Annotated in this window: 15 protein-coding genes and 2 pseudogenes; 6 read left to right on the plus strand and 11 right to left on the minus strand. The window is 59.2% G+C overall.

What is annotated here, in order from left to right; genetic code table 11:
- Window positions 1–17: 17 nt before the first annotated feature.
- From K2184_RS25645 to K2184_RS25655, 3 genes are read right to left on the minus strand one after another with little or no spacing between them, the layout of a single operon-like run.
- The gene (locus K2184_RS25645) at window positions 18–1,082 is read right to left on the minus strand and encodes a sugar ABC transporter substrate-binding protein (protein ID WP_004100093.1); all 1,065 of its coding nucleotides are present in this window, start codon (window positions 1,080–1,082) and stop codon (window positions 18–20) included.
- Between the two features lie 20 nt (window positions 1,083–1,102).
- Window positions 1,103–2,101, minus strand: coding sequence for an ABC transporter permease (locus K2184_RS25650; RefSeq protein ID WP_004100091.1), 999 nt, complete (start codon window positions 2,099–2,101; stop codon window positions 1,103–1,105).
- A complete protein-coding gene (locus tag K2184_RS25655) occupies window positions 2,098–3,600 on the minus strand; it encodes a sugar ABC transporter ATP-binding protein (RefSeq protein WP_163525212.1) in 1,503 nt (500 codons plus the stop codon). Before K2184_RS25655 ends, K2184_RS25650 begins: the two co-directional genes overlap by 4 nt.
- A 160-nt stretch (window positions 3,601–3,760) precedes the next feature.
- Here K2184_RS25655 and K2184_RS25660 point away from each other — a divergent pair, with 160 nt between their 5' ends.
- From K2184_RS25660 to K2184_RS25670, 3 genes and pseudogenes are all read left to right on the plus strand, one after another.
- A complete protein-coding gene (locus K2184_RS25660) occupies window positions 3,761–4,849 on the plus strand; it encodes an oxidoreductase (protein WP_163525214.1) in 1,089 nt (362 codons plus the stop codon).
- Between the two features lie 187 nt (window positions 4,850–5,036).
- A pseudogene (locus K2184_RS25665) lies at window positions 5,037–5,329 on the plus strand (type II toxin-antitoxin system RelE family toxin).
- Window positions 5,310–5,714, plus strand: a complete 405-nt coding sequence (locus tag K2184_RS25670; RefSeq protein ID WP_004100084.1) for a helix-turn-helix domain-containing protein — start codon at window positions 5,310–5,312, stop codon at window positions 5,712–5,714. The pseudogene K2184_RS25665 and the gene K2184_RS25670 overlap by 20 nt, the downstream one beginning before the upstream one ends.
- Here the strand turns inward: K2184_RS25670 and K2184_RS25675 are convergent.
- Window positions 5,711–5,908, minus strand: a complete 198-nt coding sequence (locus K2184_RS25675; RefSeq protein WP_004130340.1) for a YbdD/YjiX family protein — start codon at window positions 5,906–5,908, stop codon at window positions 5,711–5,713. The two genes, K2184_RS25670 and K2184_RS25675, sit on opposite strands and share 4 nt — an antisense overlap.
- 55 nt (window positions 5,909–5,963) lie before the next feature.
- Entirely contained in the window at window positions 5,964–8,069 is a 2,106-nt protein-coding gene (gene cstA / locus K2184_RS25680; RefSeq protein ID WP_032727939.1) for a pyruvate/proton symporter CstA, read from the minus strand.
- Between the two features lie 39 nt (window positions 8,070–8,108).
- On the opposite strand from cstA, the gene K2184_RS25685 reads away from it, so the two are divergent.
- Window positions 8,109–8,330: a hypothetical protein gene (locus tag K2184_RS25685; RefSeq protein WP_047720169.1), complete on the plus strand. Its 222-nt coding sequence runs from the start codon at window positions 8,109–8,111 to the stop codon at window positions 8,328–8,330.
- A 104-nt stretch (window positions 8,331–8,434) separates the two neighbouring features.
- On the opposite strand, the gene entH is transcribed toward K2184_RS25685, so the two are convergent.
- The 5 genes from entH to entC are packed head-to-tail and all read right to left on the minus strand — an operon-like array spanning window position 8,435 to window position 13,261.
- Window positions 8,435–8,848 (minus strand): proofreading thioesterase EntH, encoded by a 414-nt coding sequence (entH, locus tag K2184_RS25690; RefSeq protein ID WP_047720171.1) that lies wholly within the window; start codon window positions 8,846–8,848, stop codon window positions 8,435–8,437.
- The gene (gene entA, locus K2184_RS25695; protein ID WP_163525216.1) at window positions 8,849–9,604 is read right to left on the minus strand and encodes a 2,3-dihydro-2,3-dihydroxybenzoate dehydrogenase EntA; all 756 of its coding nucleotides are present in this window, start codon (window positions 9,602–9,604) and stop codon (window positions 8,849–8,851) included.
- The gene (entB, locus tag K2184_RS25700) at window positions 9,604–10,455 is read right to left on the minus strand and encodes an enterobactin biosynthesis bifunctional isochorismatase/aryl carrier protein EntB (protein WP_004100078.1); all 852 of its coding nucleotides are present in this window, start codon (window positions 10,453–10,455) and stop codon (window positions 9,604–9,606) included. Before entB ends, entA begins: the two co-directional genes overlap by 1 nt.
- A gap of 13 nt (window positions 10,456–10,468) precedes the next feature.
- Window positions 10,469–12,076 (minus strand): (2,3-dihydroxybenzoyl)adenylate synthase EntE, encoded by a 1,608-nt coding sequence (gene entE / locus K2184_RS25705; RefSeq protein ID WP_004100075.1) that lies wholly within the window; start codon window positions 12,074–12,076, stop codon window positions 10,469–10,471.
- Between the two features lie 9 nt (window positions 12,077–12,085).
- Window positions 12,086–13,261: an isochorismate synthase EntC gene (gene entC, locus K2184_RS25710; protein WP_004100073.1), complete on the minus strand. Its 1,176-nt coding sequence runs from the start codon at window positions 13,259–13,261 to the stop codon at window positions 12,086–12,088.
- 377 nt (window positions 13,262–13,638) lie between these two features.
- Here entC and fepB point away from each other — a divergent pair, with 377 nt between their 5' ends.
- Both fepB and K2184_RS25720 read left to right on the plus strand, forming a co-directional pair.
- Entirely contained in the window at window positions 13,639–14,553 is a 915-nt protein-coding gene (fepB, locus tag K2184_RS25715) for a Fe2+-enterobactin ABC transporter substrate-binding protein (RefSeq protein WP_202406617.1), read from the plus strand.
- A 230-nt stretch (window positions 14,554–14,783) separates the two neighbouring features.
- Entirely contained in the window at window positions 14,784–16,925 is a 2,142-nt protein-coding gene (locus tag K2184_RS25720) for a glycosyl hydrolase family 18 protein (RefSeq protein ID WP_049591153.1), read from the plus strand.
- A 252-nt stretch (window positions 16,926–17,177) separates the two neighbouring features.
- Here the strand turns inward: K2184_RS25720 and K2184_RS25725 are convergent.
- Window positions 17,178–17,526 (minus strand): annotated as a pseudogene (locus tag K2184_RS25725) (enterobactin transporter EntS); the annotation flags it as partial.

Here is a 17,526-nt window from a genome sequence, read left to right on the forward strand (position 1 = left end):
ACAGCCGCCGGACGCTATTATTTGTTTTTCGCTTCGAGAGTGGCAAACCACGGGGCGATAAAGTCTTCAGTCTGGCCCCAGCCTGGAATAATTTTACCCAGCGAAGCGACGTTGACCGCTCCCGGCTGCGCCGCCAGCAGCGCCTGCGGAATCGCCGCCGCTTTAAAGTCGTAGGTTGCAGGGGTTGGTTCGCCGGCAATCTTATTGGCGATCAGACGCACGTTAGTGGCGCCGATAAGCTTCGGATCCACCGCTACGCTCACCTTCCACGGACTGCCGGATTCGCGCATCAGCTGCAGATCCTGGTTAGAAATATCGATGCTGTAGAGTTTGATCTCGCTGCGACCGTTCTCTTTCAGCGCTTTATAAGCGCCCTGGCTGAACGCGTCCCAGGTTCCCCAGATAGCATCAATTTTACCTTTCGGGTATTTCGCTAAGATCGCGCCAACCTTGTTGGCCGTATCACCCTGCACATCGGATGAGACGGCGCCGATCGATTCCAGCTCTTTGATGCCGGGATTTTGTTTAAGCAGCGTCTGGTAGGCCGCCTGGCGACGCTCCATCGGCGGGAAGCCTGCAACCCACAGTTTGACGATATTGGCTTTGCCGTTGAAATCTTTCACCAGCTGGCCAAAGGAGAGTTCGGTCAGGGAAGCGTCATCCTGCTGGGTGACGGTGACGCCCGGGATCTGGCCGTTTACCGCGGTATCGAAGACCGAGACTTTGATCCCGGCGTCCACCGCTTTTTTCACCAGCGCAGTGGCGTAGGGATCGCGCCCCTGAGAAAGGATAATGCCGTCGTATTTCTGGCTAATCGCCTGGTTAACGAAGTCCTGGAATTTGGCGTCATCACCGTTGCTGAGGAAGGTACTGATTTTAAAGCCGAGCTTTTTGCCCTCCTGGACCGCTCCGGAGACAAACTGGGTGGTGTTATCGTCGGAGCCCAAGTTGCGGATCACCGCAATGCGAATCGGCCCGCTATGGTCGGCGATCGCTGTCGGAAGCGGCGCCGGGGTTTCAGCAAAAGCTGCCGTCGCGTTAAACAATCCCAGCGCGATGAGTGAAAGCGTTATCTTTTTCATAGTGTTTACCCTGTAAAATTTTAGGTACGGCGCTGAAAATAAGTCAGTGCGAGCGCGCCAGCCAGCACCAGCCCTTTAATAATGTCCATCGCGTAATAGGGCACCGAGAGCATCACCAGGCCGTTGGAGAGCACGCCTAAAATGACCGCCCCCACCAGCGTACCGAGCGCGTTCGGCTTACCGGAACCGGCCAGCGAGAAGCCAATCCACGCCGCCGCCACCGCATCCATCAGATAGCCGCCGCCGGCGTTCACCTGCGATGAGCCGATGCGCGACGCCAGCAGAATGCCGCCGAGCCCCGCCAGCAGGGAGGCGATTACGTAAGCGGCAACTTTGTACCGGGTGATCCGCAGACCCGAGAGGCGCGCCGCTTCCGGATTGCCGCCGATGGCGTACATCCGCCGGCCGTGAGTGGTCAAGGAGAGCGCCAGCTGGGCGACAACGGTCACCACCAGCATAATGATCACTATCGTCGGCACCTGTCCGAGCGAACCAAACGCCGCCGGAATCGCGCCTTCCGCCATATCGCCGCTCGGCAGCACCATATTTTCGGTGATCGACCCGCCGTAGCTGTAAGTCATCGCCACGCCCTGAATCACGAACAGGCTGGCAAGCGTCGCCAGCATGTCGGGTATACGCAGGATCACGATCAGAAACGCGTTGAACAGCCCCACTAAGGTACAGAGCGCGAGGGTGACAAGAATTGCCTCGGTGGTGCCGAAGCCGTGCCAGACAAACAGCGAAATCACCAGCGCATTGGCCAGCGAGGCGGTGGAGCCTACGGACAAATCGAAGCCGCCGATGGTCAGGGATATCGATACGCCGATAGCGATCACCGTCACGATGGCGATAGATCGCAGGATATTGATGATGTTAAACGGGTCGAGGAAGTTGTCCGATGCCAGACCAAAAACGGCGATCAGCAGGACGACGGTCAGCAACATGCCCCATTTGTAGAGAAAATCGAAAAATCGCTGACGGCCAGAAACCGCCGCGTTAACTGCCAGGGCTTTACTCACGCTGCTGCTCCTCCGGTGGAGTAATAAAGAATGTTTTCTTCCCGGGCCTCCGCGCCCGCAATTTCCGCCACGATGCGTCCGTCCCACAGCACGCAGATGCGATCGCACAGGCCGACCAGCTCGGCGAATTCGCCCGAGGCGTAAATCACCCCTTTGCCTTCCCGCGCCAGGCCGTCGATCACATTGAATAAATCCGTTTTGGCTTTGACGTCGACCCCTTTGGTCGGCTCATCGAAAATCAGGACGTTGGCGTTGCCGCGCAGCCATTTGCCAATCGCTACCTTTTGCTGATTACCGCCGGAGAGCCGGCGCAGGCTCTGCGCCGGGCCTGAAGTCCGAATGCCTACGCGGGCAATCACCTCTTCCGCCCAGCGCCAGGCCTGACGATGGCCAAACAGGCTCCAGCGGGAGAAGCTGCTATCGGCGCTGACCGCCAGATTCATCGCCACCGGCTCCTCGATAAAAATGCCCTCCTTGCGCCGCTCTTCCGGCACCAGCGCCAGGCCGCGCGCTACCGAGTCCGCCGGGTCACGCGGTTGCCACGGCTGACTATTCAGTTCGCCGCGCGTCAAACGACTCTTGCTGGCGCCAAACAGCGCCTTGCACAGCTCGGTTTTGCCGGCGCCCGCCAGTCCGGCGATCCCCAGAATCTCTCCCTTACGCAAACGCAGGGAGATATCCTGCAATAACCCTTCGTCGTGCAGCCCTTCCACCTGTAGCAGCACCTCATCGCTATGGGGCGGCCGCTTCGGCGGGAAGATATCGCTCAGCTCATGACCGAGCATTCTCTCGACGATCTGTTCGCCGCTGAGATCGGCCATCGGCCCGCTCTCAATCAGTCGGCCGTCGCGCAGCACCGTCAGGGTGTCGCAAACGGCTTTTAATTCATGAATGCGGTGCGAGATAAACACAATGCCAAGGCCCTGCTGTTGCAGGCGGCGAACCACCGCAAACAGGCGCTCGCTTTCGTTTTGGTCCAGCGGCGCGGTTGGCTCATCGAGGATAAGAAAGCGGCAGTGATGCGACAGGGCGCGAGCCAGCAGGATTTGCTGTTTTTCCGCCAGCGTGCAGCTGTCGATGGAGCGGCGCACGTCGAGGCTGACGTCAAGCTGAGCCAGCGCCTCGCGCGCCAGCTGGCGCAGCCGTCCCCAGCGGAAGGCGAGCCCCGGTTCCGCCAGCCTGTCGAGCATGATGTTTTCCGCGATGCTCAGGCCCGGAACCAGCGCCACGTCTACCTCCTGCTGCACCAGATGAATCCCCAGCTGTTTAGCATCGCGCGGCGAGCGAATGCTCACCGGCTGGTTGTTAATCACCACCTCGCCTTCGTAATGGGCGTGGGTGCCGCACAGCACCGCCATTAGCGTGGACTTGCCTGCGCCGTTAGCGCCGGTCAGCGCATGCACCGAGCCCCCTTGCAGGGTAAAAGCCACGTTGCTGAGCGCCCGAAAGCCGGAAAAGGCCAGGCTAATATTTTGCATCTCAAGGCGATTGCCGGTCATCCCCTGCACCCTGTCGATTAATCTTCTGATTTAACGAATTTTTCATAGCTGCCCTTGACTGACAAATGCATAAAAGGCATAAGATAAAGCGAAATAATATTAGCCATCTGGATGTCCAGACATAACATCGGGTTAGCGAAACAGAACAAGGACAGCATGAATGAGTCATAGCGATATCCGCGTGGTCCCCGGCCCCGCCAACTACTATTCCCATCCCGGCAGCCTTGCGCGGCTGCAGGATTTTTATAGCGAAGAACAGCTTTCACGCGCGGTGTGGGTTTACGGCGAGCGGGCTATCGCAGGCGCCCAGGCTTTTCTGCCGGCAGCGTTTAACGCTCCCGGAGCCAAAAAAATCCTCTTTAAAGGCCACTGTAGCGAAAGCGATGTCAGCGAGCTGGCCCGCGCGTCCGGCGACGATCGGTCGGTGGTGATTGGCGTAGGCGGCGGCGCGCTGCTGGATACCGCGAAGGCGCTGGCCCGGCGCCTCGGCCTGCCGGTGGTGGCTATCCCCACCATCGCCGCCACCTGCGCGGTCTGGACGCCGCTGTCGGTGTGGTATAACGATGCCGGTCAGGCGCTGCAGTTTGAAATCTTCGACGATGCCAACTTTCTGGTGCTGGTGGAGCCGCGCATTATTCTTAACGCGCCGGCGGAATATCTGCTGGCGGGCATCGGCGATACGCTGGCGAAATGGTATGAAGCGGTAGTGCTGGCTCCGCAGCCGGAGACGCTGCCGCTCACCGTGCGCCTTGGCATCAACGGCGCGCTGGCCATCCGCGATGTACTGCTGGAAAGCAGCGAAACCGCGCTGGCCGACCAGCAACGCGGCGAGCTAACCCAGGCTTTCCGCGACGTCGTGGATGCGATCATCGCCGGCGGCGGTATGGTCGGCGGGCTCGGCGAGCGCTATACCCGCGTCGCCGCCGCCCATGCGGTGCATAACGGGCTGACGGTGCTGCCGCAGACCGAGAAGTATCTTCACGGGACCAAAGTCGCCTACGGTATTCTGGTCCAGAGCGCCCTGCTCGGCCAGGACGACGTGCTGGCGCAGCTGGTGCAGGCGTATCAGCGCTTTAATCTGCCAACCACCCTGGCGGCGCTGGAGGTGGATATCAATAACCGCGAACAGCTGAATAAGGTGATTGCCCATACCCTGCGCCCGGTGGAGTCTATCCATTTTCTGCCGGTTGAACTGAACGGAGAAACCCTGCGCGCCGCGTTTGAAAAAGTCGAACGTTTCGCCGGTTAACCCCTCCGTTTTATTCGCCTCTGCCGCCCGGCGGAGGCGCTTTCGAGCCGCCTCGCAAAGCCGATGTTTCTGCCTTCGCCAGATGACGATTCTGCGTTAGGGTACCCTCATAAGAAAATAGCAAACTTATCTTATAAACTTATTATTTTCTTATATTCAACTGAGGTGTACAGTGGAGGTACATAGCATGCTCATCTGGTCAAAAGTGGCAAAAAAGGAACTGGCAAATATCGATTATCGCTATCAACAGAGAATCAAAAGCAGGCTAGCGGATTTAGGTGACCGTACGGCTCCTCGGCCCGATGTCAGAAATTATCTAAACCAGAGAATCATTACCGTCTTCGGGTAGGGGATTATCGGATCATTTTCACACGTCAGGGGCTGACGCTGAACGACCTGTTTATCGTGTCCGTTAAGCGCAGAACCTCAACAACCTATTTGCATGAGGAGAATATGCCATATGGCTGTTCAGATAATTAAGGATGATGAAGGGAAAGCGCAGTACGCGGTGATCCCCTACGACGAATACTTCCAGATGTGTTTGCAGCTAGCCGAGCTGGATGATGAAACGGAAGCCGATCTTGAAGATATTCCGGTAGAACACGATATCTACGACAACGTGATGCTGCCGGGTGACGTCTGCGACATCATGGATAAAGAGAAAGTCAGCCTGCAGGCGGCCTGGCGCATTCTGCGCGGCCTGTCGCAGCAGGAGGTGGCCAATAAGCTCGGGATTAGCCAGTCTGCGGTTTCCCAGCTAGAAGCTATCGACTCCCGCCCGCAAAAGCGCACTCGCGAAAAGCTGGCGGCCATTTACGGTTGTACGCAGGAGCAGATCAGCCTGTATCTGCCGAAAGAGGGTTAACAGCACTTCGCGCCGCCTTTACCGCCGTAGCGTGCGTCCTGACGTTCGCGGAAAAACTCTTCGTAGGTCATCGGCGTTTGCTCGGGGTGGGTCGCGCGGATGTGCTCCACGTAGTTGTCGTAATCCGGGACGCCGATCATCATCTTCGCCGCCTGGCCCAGATATTTTCCTGCTTTCGAAAGGGTATCAAACATTTCCAACTCCGCTAACCGCCCTCCTTCTCATGAAGGAGGGCAATAAAATGACGCTTTAATGGGCGCGTTTCGCCTGGGTGACCAGGCTTTCAGCATCAGCTGGCATCGCCTGGTAAGGGGTCTCTTTCGCCGTCGGTTTGTCCTCTTTCAGCGCCGCCAGCGCGGTCTTAATTGAGAACAGCGCCAGAACCACCACCACTACCATGAAGAAGATGGTCAGCCCGGCATCCAGACGGTTGTTAAACACCAGTTGCGCCAGCTGCGACTCGGTGTACTGCGGCGGAATATTGCCGCTGTCAATCATCGCCTGGAACTTGTTGGCAATCGCCAGGAAGCCCACTTTGGTATCGGTGCTGAACGACTTCTGCCAGCCCGCGGTCAGGGTACAGATCAGCAGCCAGGAGGTTGGCAGCAGTGCGACCCAGGCATAACGCTGGCGCTTCATCTTAAACAGTACCACCGCGCAGAGCATCAGCGCCATCCCTGCCAGCATCTGGTTGGCAATACCAAACAGCGGCCAGAGGGTGTTGATGCCGCCAAGTGGGTCAACTACGCCCTGATGCAGGAAGTAGCCCCAGGCCAGCACGCACAGCGCGGTCGCAAGAAGGTTCGCCGGCAGCGAGCTGGTTTGCTTGAGCCCCGGGCTGATCACCCCAAGCAGATCCTGCAACATAAAGCGCGCCGCCCGCGTGCCGGCATCCACCGCGGTCAGGATAAACAGCGCCTCAAACAGAATCGCGAAGTGGTACCAGAAAGAGACGTCCATCAGGCCGCCCAGCGAACCGTGGAGGATATAGGCCATGCCCACCGCCAGCGTCGGCGCGCCGCCCGCGCGTGAAATAATCGACTGTTCCCCTACCTCGTTGGCGATCTGATTGAGCGTATCCGGGGTGACGGTAAAGCCCCAGCTACTCACCACCTGCGCCGCCGACGCCACCACATCGGTCACGCCCGCCGGAGCCAGCACCGCCATTGGGCTGTTCATCGCGAAGTAGACGCCCGGGTCGATAATACAGGCCGCCACCAGCGCCATGATCGCTACGAAGGACTCCATCAGCATGCCGCCGTAGCCGATAAAACACGCCTGGCCTTCGTTGGCCAGCATTTTCGGGGTGGTGCCGGAAGCGATCAGGGCATGGAAGCCGGAAACCGCGCCGCAGGCGATGGTGATAAACAGGAACGGGAACAGGCTGCCGCTCCATACCGGCCCGGTGCCATCGATAAATTTGGTCAGCGCCGGCATCGTCAGCGTCGGACGCATGATCAGAATCCCAATCGCCAGACCGACGATGGTGCCGATTTTCAGGAAGGTAGAGAGGTAGTCGCGAGGCGCCAGCAGCAGCCAGACCGGCAGTACGGCGGCAATAAACCCGTAGCCCACCAGAATCCAGGTAAGCTGTACGCCGGTGTAATCAAACCACGGCGCCCAGGTCGGGCTTTCCGCCACCCAGCCGCCGGAGATGATGGCGAACACCAGCATCACCAGACCAATCACCGACACTTCGCCAATGCGCCCGGGGCGCAGATAGCGAATATAAATGCCCATGAATATCGCCAGCGGGATGGTGAAGGCCACGGTGTAGGTGCCCCACGGGCTGTGGGTCAGCGCTTTCACCACGATCATCGCCAGCACCGCAAGGATAATAACCATGATCATAAAGCAGGCCACCAGCGCCAGCACCCCGGCGGTTGGGCCCATCTCCTCTTTCACCAGCTCGCCGAGCGAACGTCCGTCGCGACGGGTTGAGACGAACAGCACCATAAAGTCCTGTACCGCCCCGGCCAGCACCACGCCCGCCAGGATCCAGATCATTCCCGGCAGATAGCCCATTTGCGCCGCCAGCACCGGGCCAACCAGCGGCCCTGCGCCGGCAATAGCGGCAAAATGGTGGCCGAACAGCACTTTCTTATCGGTCGGAACGTAGTCAAGGCCGTCGTTGTGACGCACCGCCGGAGTCATGCGCGTCGGGTCAACCGCCAGCACGTTTTTGGCGATATACAGGCCGTAGAAGCGATAGGCGATCAGATAGACGCAGACTGCCGCGACGACAATCCATAGCGCGTTAATCTGCTCACCCCGGTTTAGCGCGATATAGCCCAGGGCAAAGGCTCCGATAACGGAGAGCAGTGTCCAGATGAGGTATTTCCCTGAATTATTCATCATTGTGTTCCACAGGTAGGGTAATCAGGATGTTACAATTTGTTTCTAGAACACAATACGAGTTTTAACAACTCTGAAACGTTGCAGATGTCGCCTGACGGCAAGGATTTATCTCACATTGCAAGCGAGATCACTTCTGGCAGGAAAATGGATGAAAACAGGGAGGGATATTCTGTAACTGCATCGCAGGTTGTTTCCCCGGAGGCGGCGCTTGACGCGCCTGTCCGGGCTACCGGCCCGCAGACGGCGGAGAACCCGTAGCCCGGTCAGCGCAGCGCCACCGGGAAGAAGCCGCGCCAAAGTCTCAATCCCGGCGTATTCCCCGGGTTGCGGCGTAAACGCCTGACCCGGGAACAGGCTATGCCTCAGCCGAGGACCGCCGTGCCCAGACGGCAGGTGCAGCAGCGCCGTCCTCGCTCGTCGAATATCGCAATTTCCCAGCTCTGGCCCTGACGTCCGAGATGCAGCGCCCGGCATTCGCCGCGGACTTTGCCGCTGGAGACCGCCCGGTGATGGGTGGCGTTGAGCTCGGTCCCCACCACGCACTGCCCCTCTTCGGTCATCAGCCACCCGGCCATCGAGCCGAGGGTTTCCGCCAGCGCCGCGGAGGCCCCGCCGTGCAGCAGGCCAAACGGCTGATGCGTTCGCGCGTCGACCAGCATTTCCGCTTCCAGCACGCCCTCCTCAATCCGGGTATAGACGATGCCCAGATGGGCCACCATCGTATTGCTGCTGGTGGCGTTAAGCTCATCCAGCGTCAGCTGACGTTTCCAGGCCATTTATGCCCCCAGCGTCGAGCCGCCGTCCACCACGATATCCTGCAGCGTGATATGGCTGGCGTGGTCGGAGGCGAGGAACAGAATGGTATTGGCAATCTCCTGCGGGTGGGCGATTTTGCCCAGAGGAATGCCCAGCTTAAACTGCTCGCCGAAGCCGCGAATGCGCTGCTGCTCTGCATCATCGCTCACCCACAGCGTCCGCTGCATATCGGTGTCGGTAGAACCAGGAGAAACCAGATTACAGCGTACGCCGCTGCCCGCCAGCTCCAGGCCGACGGTCAGCGCCAGGCTCTTTAGCGCCGCCTTTGATGCGCCGTAGGCGCTCATGCCGATGCGCGGGGTATGCGCAGCGTCGGACGCCACGGTCACAATCGCCCCGCCTTTCTGGCGGCGGAACTGCGCCATCGTCTGCTGGAACAGGTTAAACGCCCCGCCAACGTTGACGGCAAAGGTCTGCTGCCAGTCTTCAAGGCTCAGCGCATCGGTCGCCCCCATCCGCAAAATACCGGCCGCATTAACCAACACATCCAGCCGCTCGATCCCTGCCAGCAGGCGGCCGCATACCTGCGCCACCTGCTGCGCGTCGGCGACGTTCAGCGTCTCGGTGGCATACGGATAGCTTGCACCGTCGAACGCCAGATCAAAACCGGTTACCTGCGCGCCGGCCTCAACGAACGCCAGCGCGGTAGCGTAGCCGATCCCCTTACCCGCGCCGGTGATCCACACGGTCTGGCCGTGAAAATCTAGCCCGTTCATTATTTCACCTCGCGAGAAAGCAGCGCCCACCAGGCATCGATGGTCGGTTTTTTCGCCAGCACCACGAAGTCAATATCGCCGTGCACTTTACGCCAGCGCGCGGCGAGCGCCATCATGCGTACCGAATCCAGGCCGTAGTCGATCAGGTTTTCGTCATCCATCGGTTCATCGGATTCATCGAGCAGTGGCAGCACCAGCGCGCGCAGCGCCGCTTTCGATGCCGGCAGCGGCAGCAGCTCTTCCGTCATCACCACGCGACCGGAGCGACCCGCCACGTAGTTGAGCGCCATCAGATGCTCCTCGCGGCTGAAATCAGCCAGCGCATCGGCAACGAAAAATGGCTTAATATCGCGCATAAACGCGTCGGTTGCGGTGGTCATGCAGCCGATATGGGCGTACACGCCGGTGATAATCAGCTGATCGCGCCCCGCCTCTTTCAGTATCTCCTCCAGCGGCGAGCGATGAAACGCGCTGTAGCGCCACTTCACCAGTACGGTATCGTTGTCGTCCGGCGCAAGAGCGGCAATGACCTGCTGCTGTTCAGGAGAACGGGTCAGACCCGGCCCCCACATGTCGTTCAGCAGCGCGCGGTCTTCATCGCTCTGCTCTTTCGGCTGGGCGGTGTAAAAAACCGGAATATTATTCTGTTTGCAGAACTCGCGCAGGGCGGCGATGTTGGCCACCACTTTCTCCATCATCGCGCTGTTTTCGCCCCAGAAATTAAGGAAATACTCCTGCATATCATGGATCAGCAGCGCGGCACGGGACGGCTCAAATGCCCAGTTCACTTTGTTCGCCGGGATATCGCTGGCTTCCGGCAGCGCGTAAGCCTGTAATTTAGGGATTGCCATTCTGTCTTCTCCTTCAGCCCAGCTTGCGTTCAGCCAGCCACTGACGTAATTGTTTTTTATCGACTTTGCCCACCGGCGTCAGCGGCAGCGCATCAACGCACTCCACGCGGTCCGGCAGTTTAAATTCTGCGACCCCTTGTTCCCGCAGGAAGCGGCGTACCGCCACCGCGCGCAGAGGTTCTTTTACCACCAGATATGCGCAGCTCTTTTCTCCCAGCAGGCTATCTTCCATACTGACCAGCGCGACGTGGATCACCGCCGGATGGCGCAGCAGCAGGTTTTCGATCTCTTCCGCCGCGATCTTCTCTCCGCCGCGGTTGATCTGATCTTTTTCCCGTCCCTGCACGGTGATATAGCCGTCTTCATCGATCGAGATCAGATCGCCAGAACAGTAGAACCCGTCGGCATCAAAGGCTTCGGCATTATGCTGCGGACTCTTGTAATAGCCGCGGAAGGTGTAAGGACCACGGGTCATCAGCCGTCCGACTTCGCCCCGCGGCAGCGGATTGCCCTGCGCATCGGCCACCCACACTTCATCGTCCGGACACATCGGGCAACCCTGAGTATTGATAATGCGCTCGGGGCTATCGTTGAGGCGGGTATAGTTCACCAGCCCCTCCGCCATGCCGAAGACCTGCTGAAGCTGACAGCCGATTTCCGCCGGAATACGCGCCGCGAGCGTCGCGGACAGGCGCGCCCCGCCAACCTGCAGCAGCCGCAGCGATTGCAGGCGGGCATTGCTGCCGGAATCCTGGATCTCCTGCAGCCACAGGCTGACCGCAGGCGGAACCAGCGAGGTCAGGTTAATCTGGTGTTTTTCAATCAGCGGGAAGCAGAGTGTGGCGCTCGGATCGTGCGCCAGTACCACCACACCGCCGGCGAGGAAGACGCCTAAAGAACCTGGCGAACTCATCGCGTAGTTATGGGCGGCGGGAAGCGCGTTCAGGTAGCGCGTTTCGGCGCTCACGCCGCACAGCTCGTTGCTGCGGCGAATGCTGTAGTCGTAGTCGTTATGGGTACGCGGGATGAGCTTCGGCGTACCGGTGCTGCCGCCGGAAAGCTGGAAAAAGGCCACTTCGTCGGCAGGCGTTGGTCCGGCAATGAAATTATCGCCAGGCCGCTCAATGGCTGCCGTCAGGCTCCGTTCGCCGCTGTCGTTGAGCAGCAGAGCCACGCGTATCGACGGATGCTGGCTGACAAAATCATTCAGAAATTCGTCATCGGCAAACAGCGCGTGTTCGCGATCGGCAATCAGCAAGGCGGGTTCAATCTGGGCGGCGTAGGCGTTGAGCTCGCTACGCTGATGGCTGAACAGCGCATTCACCGGCGCCACGCCGATCCGCAGCAGCGCGAAAAACGTCAGATAAAATTCCGCGACGTTGCCCAGCTGCACCAGCGCCGTTTCGCCGCGCTTCAGGCCCTGACGCTGCAGCGAGGAGGCGAGATTATCAACCAGGCGGTTGAACTCACGATAACTGTAGCGTTTGTCGCCGTCGATAATGGCGGGAGCATCGTTTTCGGCATGACGGGTAATCAGGTTAGTCAGCGGCAGATCCTGCCAGTAACCTTTTTGCCGATAGCGGGCCGCGAACGCTTCCGGCCAGCGGGTAAATTCGATCATCATAGTCCCTTATTGCAAGCCGAATACGTTCAGCATGGTGGTCAGTTTGACGCCGGTTTCGCGCCACTCGCCTAGCGGCGAAGAGGCCGGGACGATCCCTGCGCCTGCAAACAGCCGCAGCGTGCGTTGATGCAGGCGCGCGCAGCGGATGGTGACCACCCACTCGCCGTTGCCTTCATCATCGCACCAGCCGACGATACCGCCGAACAGCTGGCGATCGAACGGCTCCAGTTCGTTAATCAGGCGTTTTGCCGCCTGATGCGGGAAGCCGCTCAGCGCCGGGGTGGGATGCAGCAGACAGGCCAGCGACATGGCATTCTCGTTTGCCAGCGCGGCGCCCTGAATCTGCGTCGCCAGATGCCACAGGGTCGGCGTGGTGATCAGCTGCGGAGAATCCGGCAGGCTTAGCTCGCTGCTGCGCGGTGCCAGTACGGCCTTCATCGCCTGGGTCACCAGCTCATGTTCATGGCGGTCTTTTTCCGACGCCAGCAGCTTGTGCCCCGCTTCGCGGTCCAGCACATCGTCCGGCTGACGGCGGGCCGAACCGGCCAACGGCAGAGAGTAAAAATGCGCCCCTTCTTTACGTAACAGCAGCTCCGGGCTGGCGCCCAGCAGCACGCCGCCGTCCGAAAGCGGCACGTGGAAGTTATAGCTGGCGGGGTTCTGGGCAATCAGGCGCTCCAGCAGCGCACCGCTATCAACCCGCTCACGGGTGGTGATATCAATCAGGCGCGACAGGACCACTTTGTCCACTTCCGGCGTCGCGGTCAGGGCCGCCGCGCGCGTCACCATCGCCATAAAGGTGTCCTGTTCGGGTATCTCCCGGCGCTGAATCACGTCCATGGGCTGCAGCCCCGACGCATAGCGCGCGGAGTGCTGCTTTTCTGGTCGGGAGAAGGTTTCCCAGCTTGTGGGTATAAACAGCTCGGACGGCTCGCTGGTATCAAACGGAATGGCACCGACCATTATCGGCTTAGCGATCCCGGCAGCCCGCGCCGCTGTAAAGGCGGCGGCCATTTTGTGCTGGAATTCCCCATCCAGATTTTCGCCATCGGCGGCAGGATGAGAAAACCGACTAAAGCAGCCAGCGGTGGTGAAACTGCGGTACGGCGACATAAAGAAGAAGCTTTCCGGCGGCAGAGTCATTTTTTTCTCCCGTACTTCCTCAGCCAAAGACGTTTCCATATCATCCTCCAAAAAACGATAAAGATATTACGAATAATTATCATTTATATTTTGGTTGGGTAACCTAAAAGGTATTGCGCGCTATGTCAACCGTACAGGTAGCATGTTGTGCGACTTAGGCTTGCATCCACGCGGCGCAAAGCTGAAAATGAGAAGCATTCATCACAGATTGCCGGTCACGTGCGTTTTTCCGGGAGCGCTTCGCCTGATGATGTTATGACGTTTACAGGCCGGGTAAGGCGCAAGCCTCCTCCCGGCAGAAAGGCGGGCATCGTCGCTGGCAAAGATCTGTTTTCAGCTCATTTATCACCACTTAATCAGGATGCGAATACGTGAATTTCTCCACCTTTTGCCGCCGTACCTTCCTCGCCAGCGGTCTGGCGATTTTAGGAATTAGCTCAGCGCTGGCGGCAGACTGGCCGCGGCAGATAACCGACAGCCGGGGAACGCACACGCTGGAAAGCCAGCCCCTGCGTATTGTTTCCACCAGCGTGACGCTGACCGGCTCACTACTGGCGATTGACGCGCCGGTAGTCGCCAGCGGCGCCACGACGCCGAACAACCGCGTCGCCGACGGTCAGGGATTTTTACGTCAGTGGAGCGATGTGGCGAAAGCGCGGAAGCTGTCGCGCCTCTACATTGGCGAACCGAGCGCTGAGGCCGTCGCTGCGCAAATGCCGGATCTGATTCTGATTAGCGCCACCGGCGGCGATTCGGCGTTGACGCTCTACGACCAGCTTTCCACCATCGCCCCAACGCTTGTCATTAACTACGATGACAAAAGCTGGCAGGCCCTGCTGACCCAACTGGGGACGATCACCGGCCATGAAAAACAGGCGGCAGAGCGAATTGCGGAATTTGATACTAAGCTGGCGGCGCTGAAAGAGAAGATGAAGCTGCCGCCGCAGCCGGTCACCGCGCTGGTCTACACCGCCGCGGCCCATAGCGCCAATATCTGGACGAAAGAGTCCGCTCAGGGGCAGATGCTTCAACAGCTGGGCTTTACCCTTGCCGATCTGCCCGCCGGGCTGCATGCCAGCCAGAGTCAGGGGAAACGTCATGATATCGTGCAGCTGGGCGGTGAAAATTTAGCCGCCGGACTTAACGGTCAGAGCCTGTTCCTGTTTGCTGGCGACCAAAAAGATGCCGATGCGATTTACGCCAACCCGCTGCTGTCGCATCTGCCCGCAGTCGAAGGTAAACGCGTTTATCCGCTGGGAACGGAAACCTTCCGCCTGGATTATTACAGCGCCGTACTGGTGCTGCAGCGCTTAGCCGCGCTCTTTGCTTAAAGCTCTTCTCCCGGCGCGGGTCGCCGGGATCTCATCGCGCATCACTCCTCACATCATCTCTTTGTTATAAAAGCTTATTTTCTCTCACTGTACCTCATCAGCCTCATCGCCGCCTCAGCTGAAATATCATCGCTGCCGGTGTTATTTTGTGATTAGCCCTGGCCGCCGCGTTGCCCGATTATCTGCCCCACACCGCTTGAGGTGGGCATTCAACACAGAAGGAAATTAACGTGGCAACAAGCAAATTGATTCAGGGCGATACGCTGACCGAAACCAGCAACGCCGCAGACGGCTTTAACCCGGCAACCGAAGTGAGCAACTACAGCTATACCTCCGCTCGCGTCGCCAAACCGGTCTATAACAAATACAAAGCCTCAACCAGCAAACCGAAAGTCTTTGGTTACTACACCGACTGGTCTCAGTATGACGGACGTCTGCAGGGCGGCGATGCGAAAGATAACCGCGGTCGCGGCTACGATCTGACTAACGTCTCCCCTACGGCTTACGACAAAATCATCGTCGGCTTCGTCGGCGTCACCGGCTTCCATAAAGTGGATGGGATGTACCGCGATGTGGTTGCCGAAGCCGCCGAGCAGTGCGGAAAAGTCAAATATGAGCCGACCTTCCTCGATCCGTGGGGCGATTTCCAGTCCTACGTTAACGTTGGCCACTCCGTCAGCGGCTGGGACGTCGATCCGAAAACCGTCACTCAGGCGAATACCAAAGGTCTGCTCGGCGGCCTGCGCGATCTGCAGGCCAAAGCGAAGCAGCAGGGTCACGATCTGGTGCTGTCCATGAGCATCGGCGGCTGGACCATGAGTAACAGCTTCCACGAAACCGCAGCTTCTGATTCCGCCCGTAAAACCTTCGCGAAAGGCGTGGTAAAACTGTTCAAACAGTTCCCGATGTTCAGCGAAGTGGATATCGACTGGGAATACCCGAACGCGGAAGGCGCGGGCAACCCTTACGGCCCGGAAGACGGCGAAAACTATGCGCTGCTGATCGGCGAGCTGCGTAAGCAGCTGGATTCCGCCGGTCTGAGCAACGTCAAAATCTCCATTGCCAGCTCCGCGGTAGTGAAGACCTTCGATTACTCCAACGTGAAAGCGCTGCTGCAGGCCGGTCTGTACGGCATCAACGTGATGACCTATGACTTCTTCGGTACGCCGTGGGCGGAAACCCTGACCCATCACACCAACCTGAACGCGCTGGAAGAAGGCGGCTGGGCGGTCAATACCATCGTCGACCATCTGCTGGCCGAAGGCTTCCCGTCAGACCGCATTAATATTGGTTACGCTGCCTATAGCCGTAACGGCCGCAATGCAGAGCTGGAATCTCTGTCTCCGCTCAAGGGTACCTATAACCCGGGCACCGGCACCACCGTGGGTACCTTCGAGTCGGGTACCACCGAATGGTATGACACCATTTATAACTACCTGGATCTGGAAAACCAGAAAGGCCGTAACGGTTTCAACGTCTATACCGACCAGGTGGCCAATGCGGATTACCTCTACAATCCGGAAAGCAAACTGTTCATGTCTCTGGACACCCCGCGTACGGTGAAAGCCAAGGGCGAATACGCCGCCAGCCTCGGTCTGGGCGCGCTGTTCACCTGGACTATCGACCAGGACAACGGCGTGCTGGTGAACGCCGCGCGTGAAGGTCTGGGCTATGAAATGGCCTCTGAAGTTATCGATATGGAGCCGTTCTATTTCGAAGGCATCAACGTCGAACCGACGGATGAAGCGGATGAAACGGATGAAAATGAGGAAGACGACGTTCAGCCTGAACCGGCGGTCAACCACGCGCCGAAAGCAGCCATCGAACTGATGGTGGTTGGCGGCTCCCGCGTGCGTCTTTCCGGCGAAAAATCCTCGGATGAAGATAGCGACGACCTGTCCTTCAGTTGGGGCGTGCCTGCGGCGATCGCCGTGGCGGATAAAACCGCCGCCGTCATCGAGTTCGACGTCCCGAAAGTGAGCGAAGATACCGAGTTCACCTTTACTCTGTTCGTGCGCGATACCTGGGGTGAGCCGTCAACGCAGCAGCGCTTTGTGCTCTCCGTCGTCGCCGCTACCCAGAGCGATGACAGCGAAGACGAGTCGGAAGACAAGAACGATGATGAGCCGTCGGACGACCAGGATAACAGCGATGATCAACCTCAACCGGCGGATGATGATGTAGTGCCGTCAGACGAAACCACGCCTTATCCGCTGTGGAATGCCAGCACCGTGTATGGCAGCAACTGGGGTACCTTTGAAACCGTCAGCTGGAAAGGCCATAACTACCAGGTGAAATGGTGGTCTCAGGGTGACCAGCCGGACCTGAACTGCGGTCAGTTCGCGGTATGGAGCGATCTTGGCGCGTACTAAGCGTTAATCGTCACTGACGAGTGATAGCCAGCCCCGGAGCCATCCGGGGCTTTTTATTGGCGCTCTTTTCGGTTTTCCCGGTGGCGCTAGCGGGCTACTGCAAGTCGATAGCCCGGGATGCGCCGGGATAAATACATCGGCGCGGCTTCTTCCCGGGTCGCGCTGCGCTAACCCGGGCTACGGGTTCACCGTCGTCTGCGGGCCAGTAGCCCGGACAGGCGCGACGCGCCGCCTCCGGGAAGACCGGCGGAACTAGCTTTCGCTGACCGTCTCCGGGCGCTGAAAGCGGCGCAGCTCGCGTAGCAGCCCGACCAGCACCACGCCCACAATCACCAGCGCCCAGCCGCTGGCGCTCGCCGAAGCGGCCGGCGTCAGAATCGCGCCCAGACCGCCCAACAGCGCCGCGCCTATCGCATCGCCGGTCACGTTCTGCGCGGTCCACAGCCCGTTGATGCGCCCGAGCATATTCTCCGGGGTTTGCGTCTGGATCAGCGTATATTGCAGCAGCGAGCTTATTGCGCTCAGCCAGCCAAACAGCGCCAGGCACAGCGCGCCCAGCTCCCACACCGGCATCAGGCTGAACAGCGCAATCGCCACAAAC

It is taken from the genome of Klebsiella sp. K5-306 (assembly GCF_051835185.1).
GTDB lineage: Bacteria > Pseudomonadota > Gammaproteobacteria > Enterobacterales > Enterobacteriaceae > Klebsiella > Klebsiella oxytoca.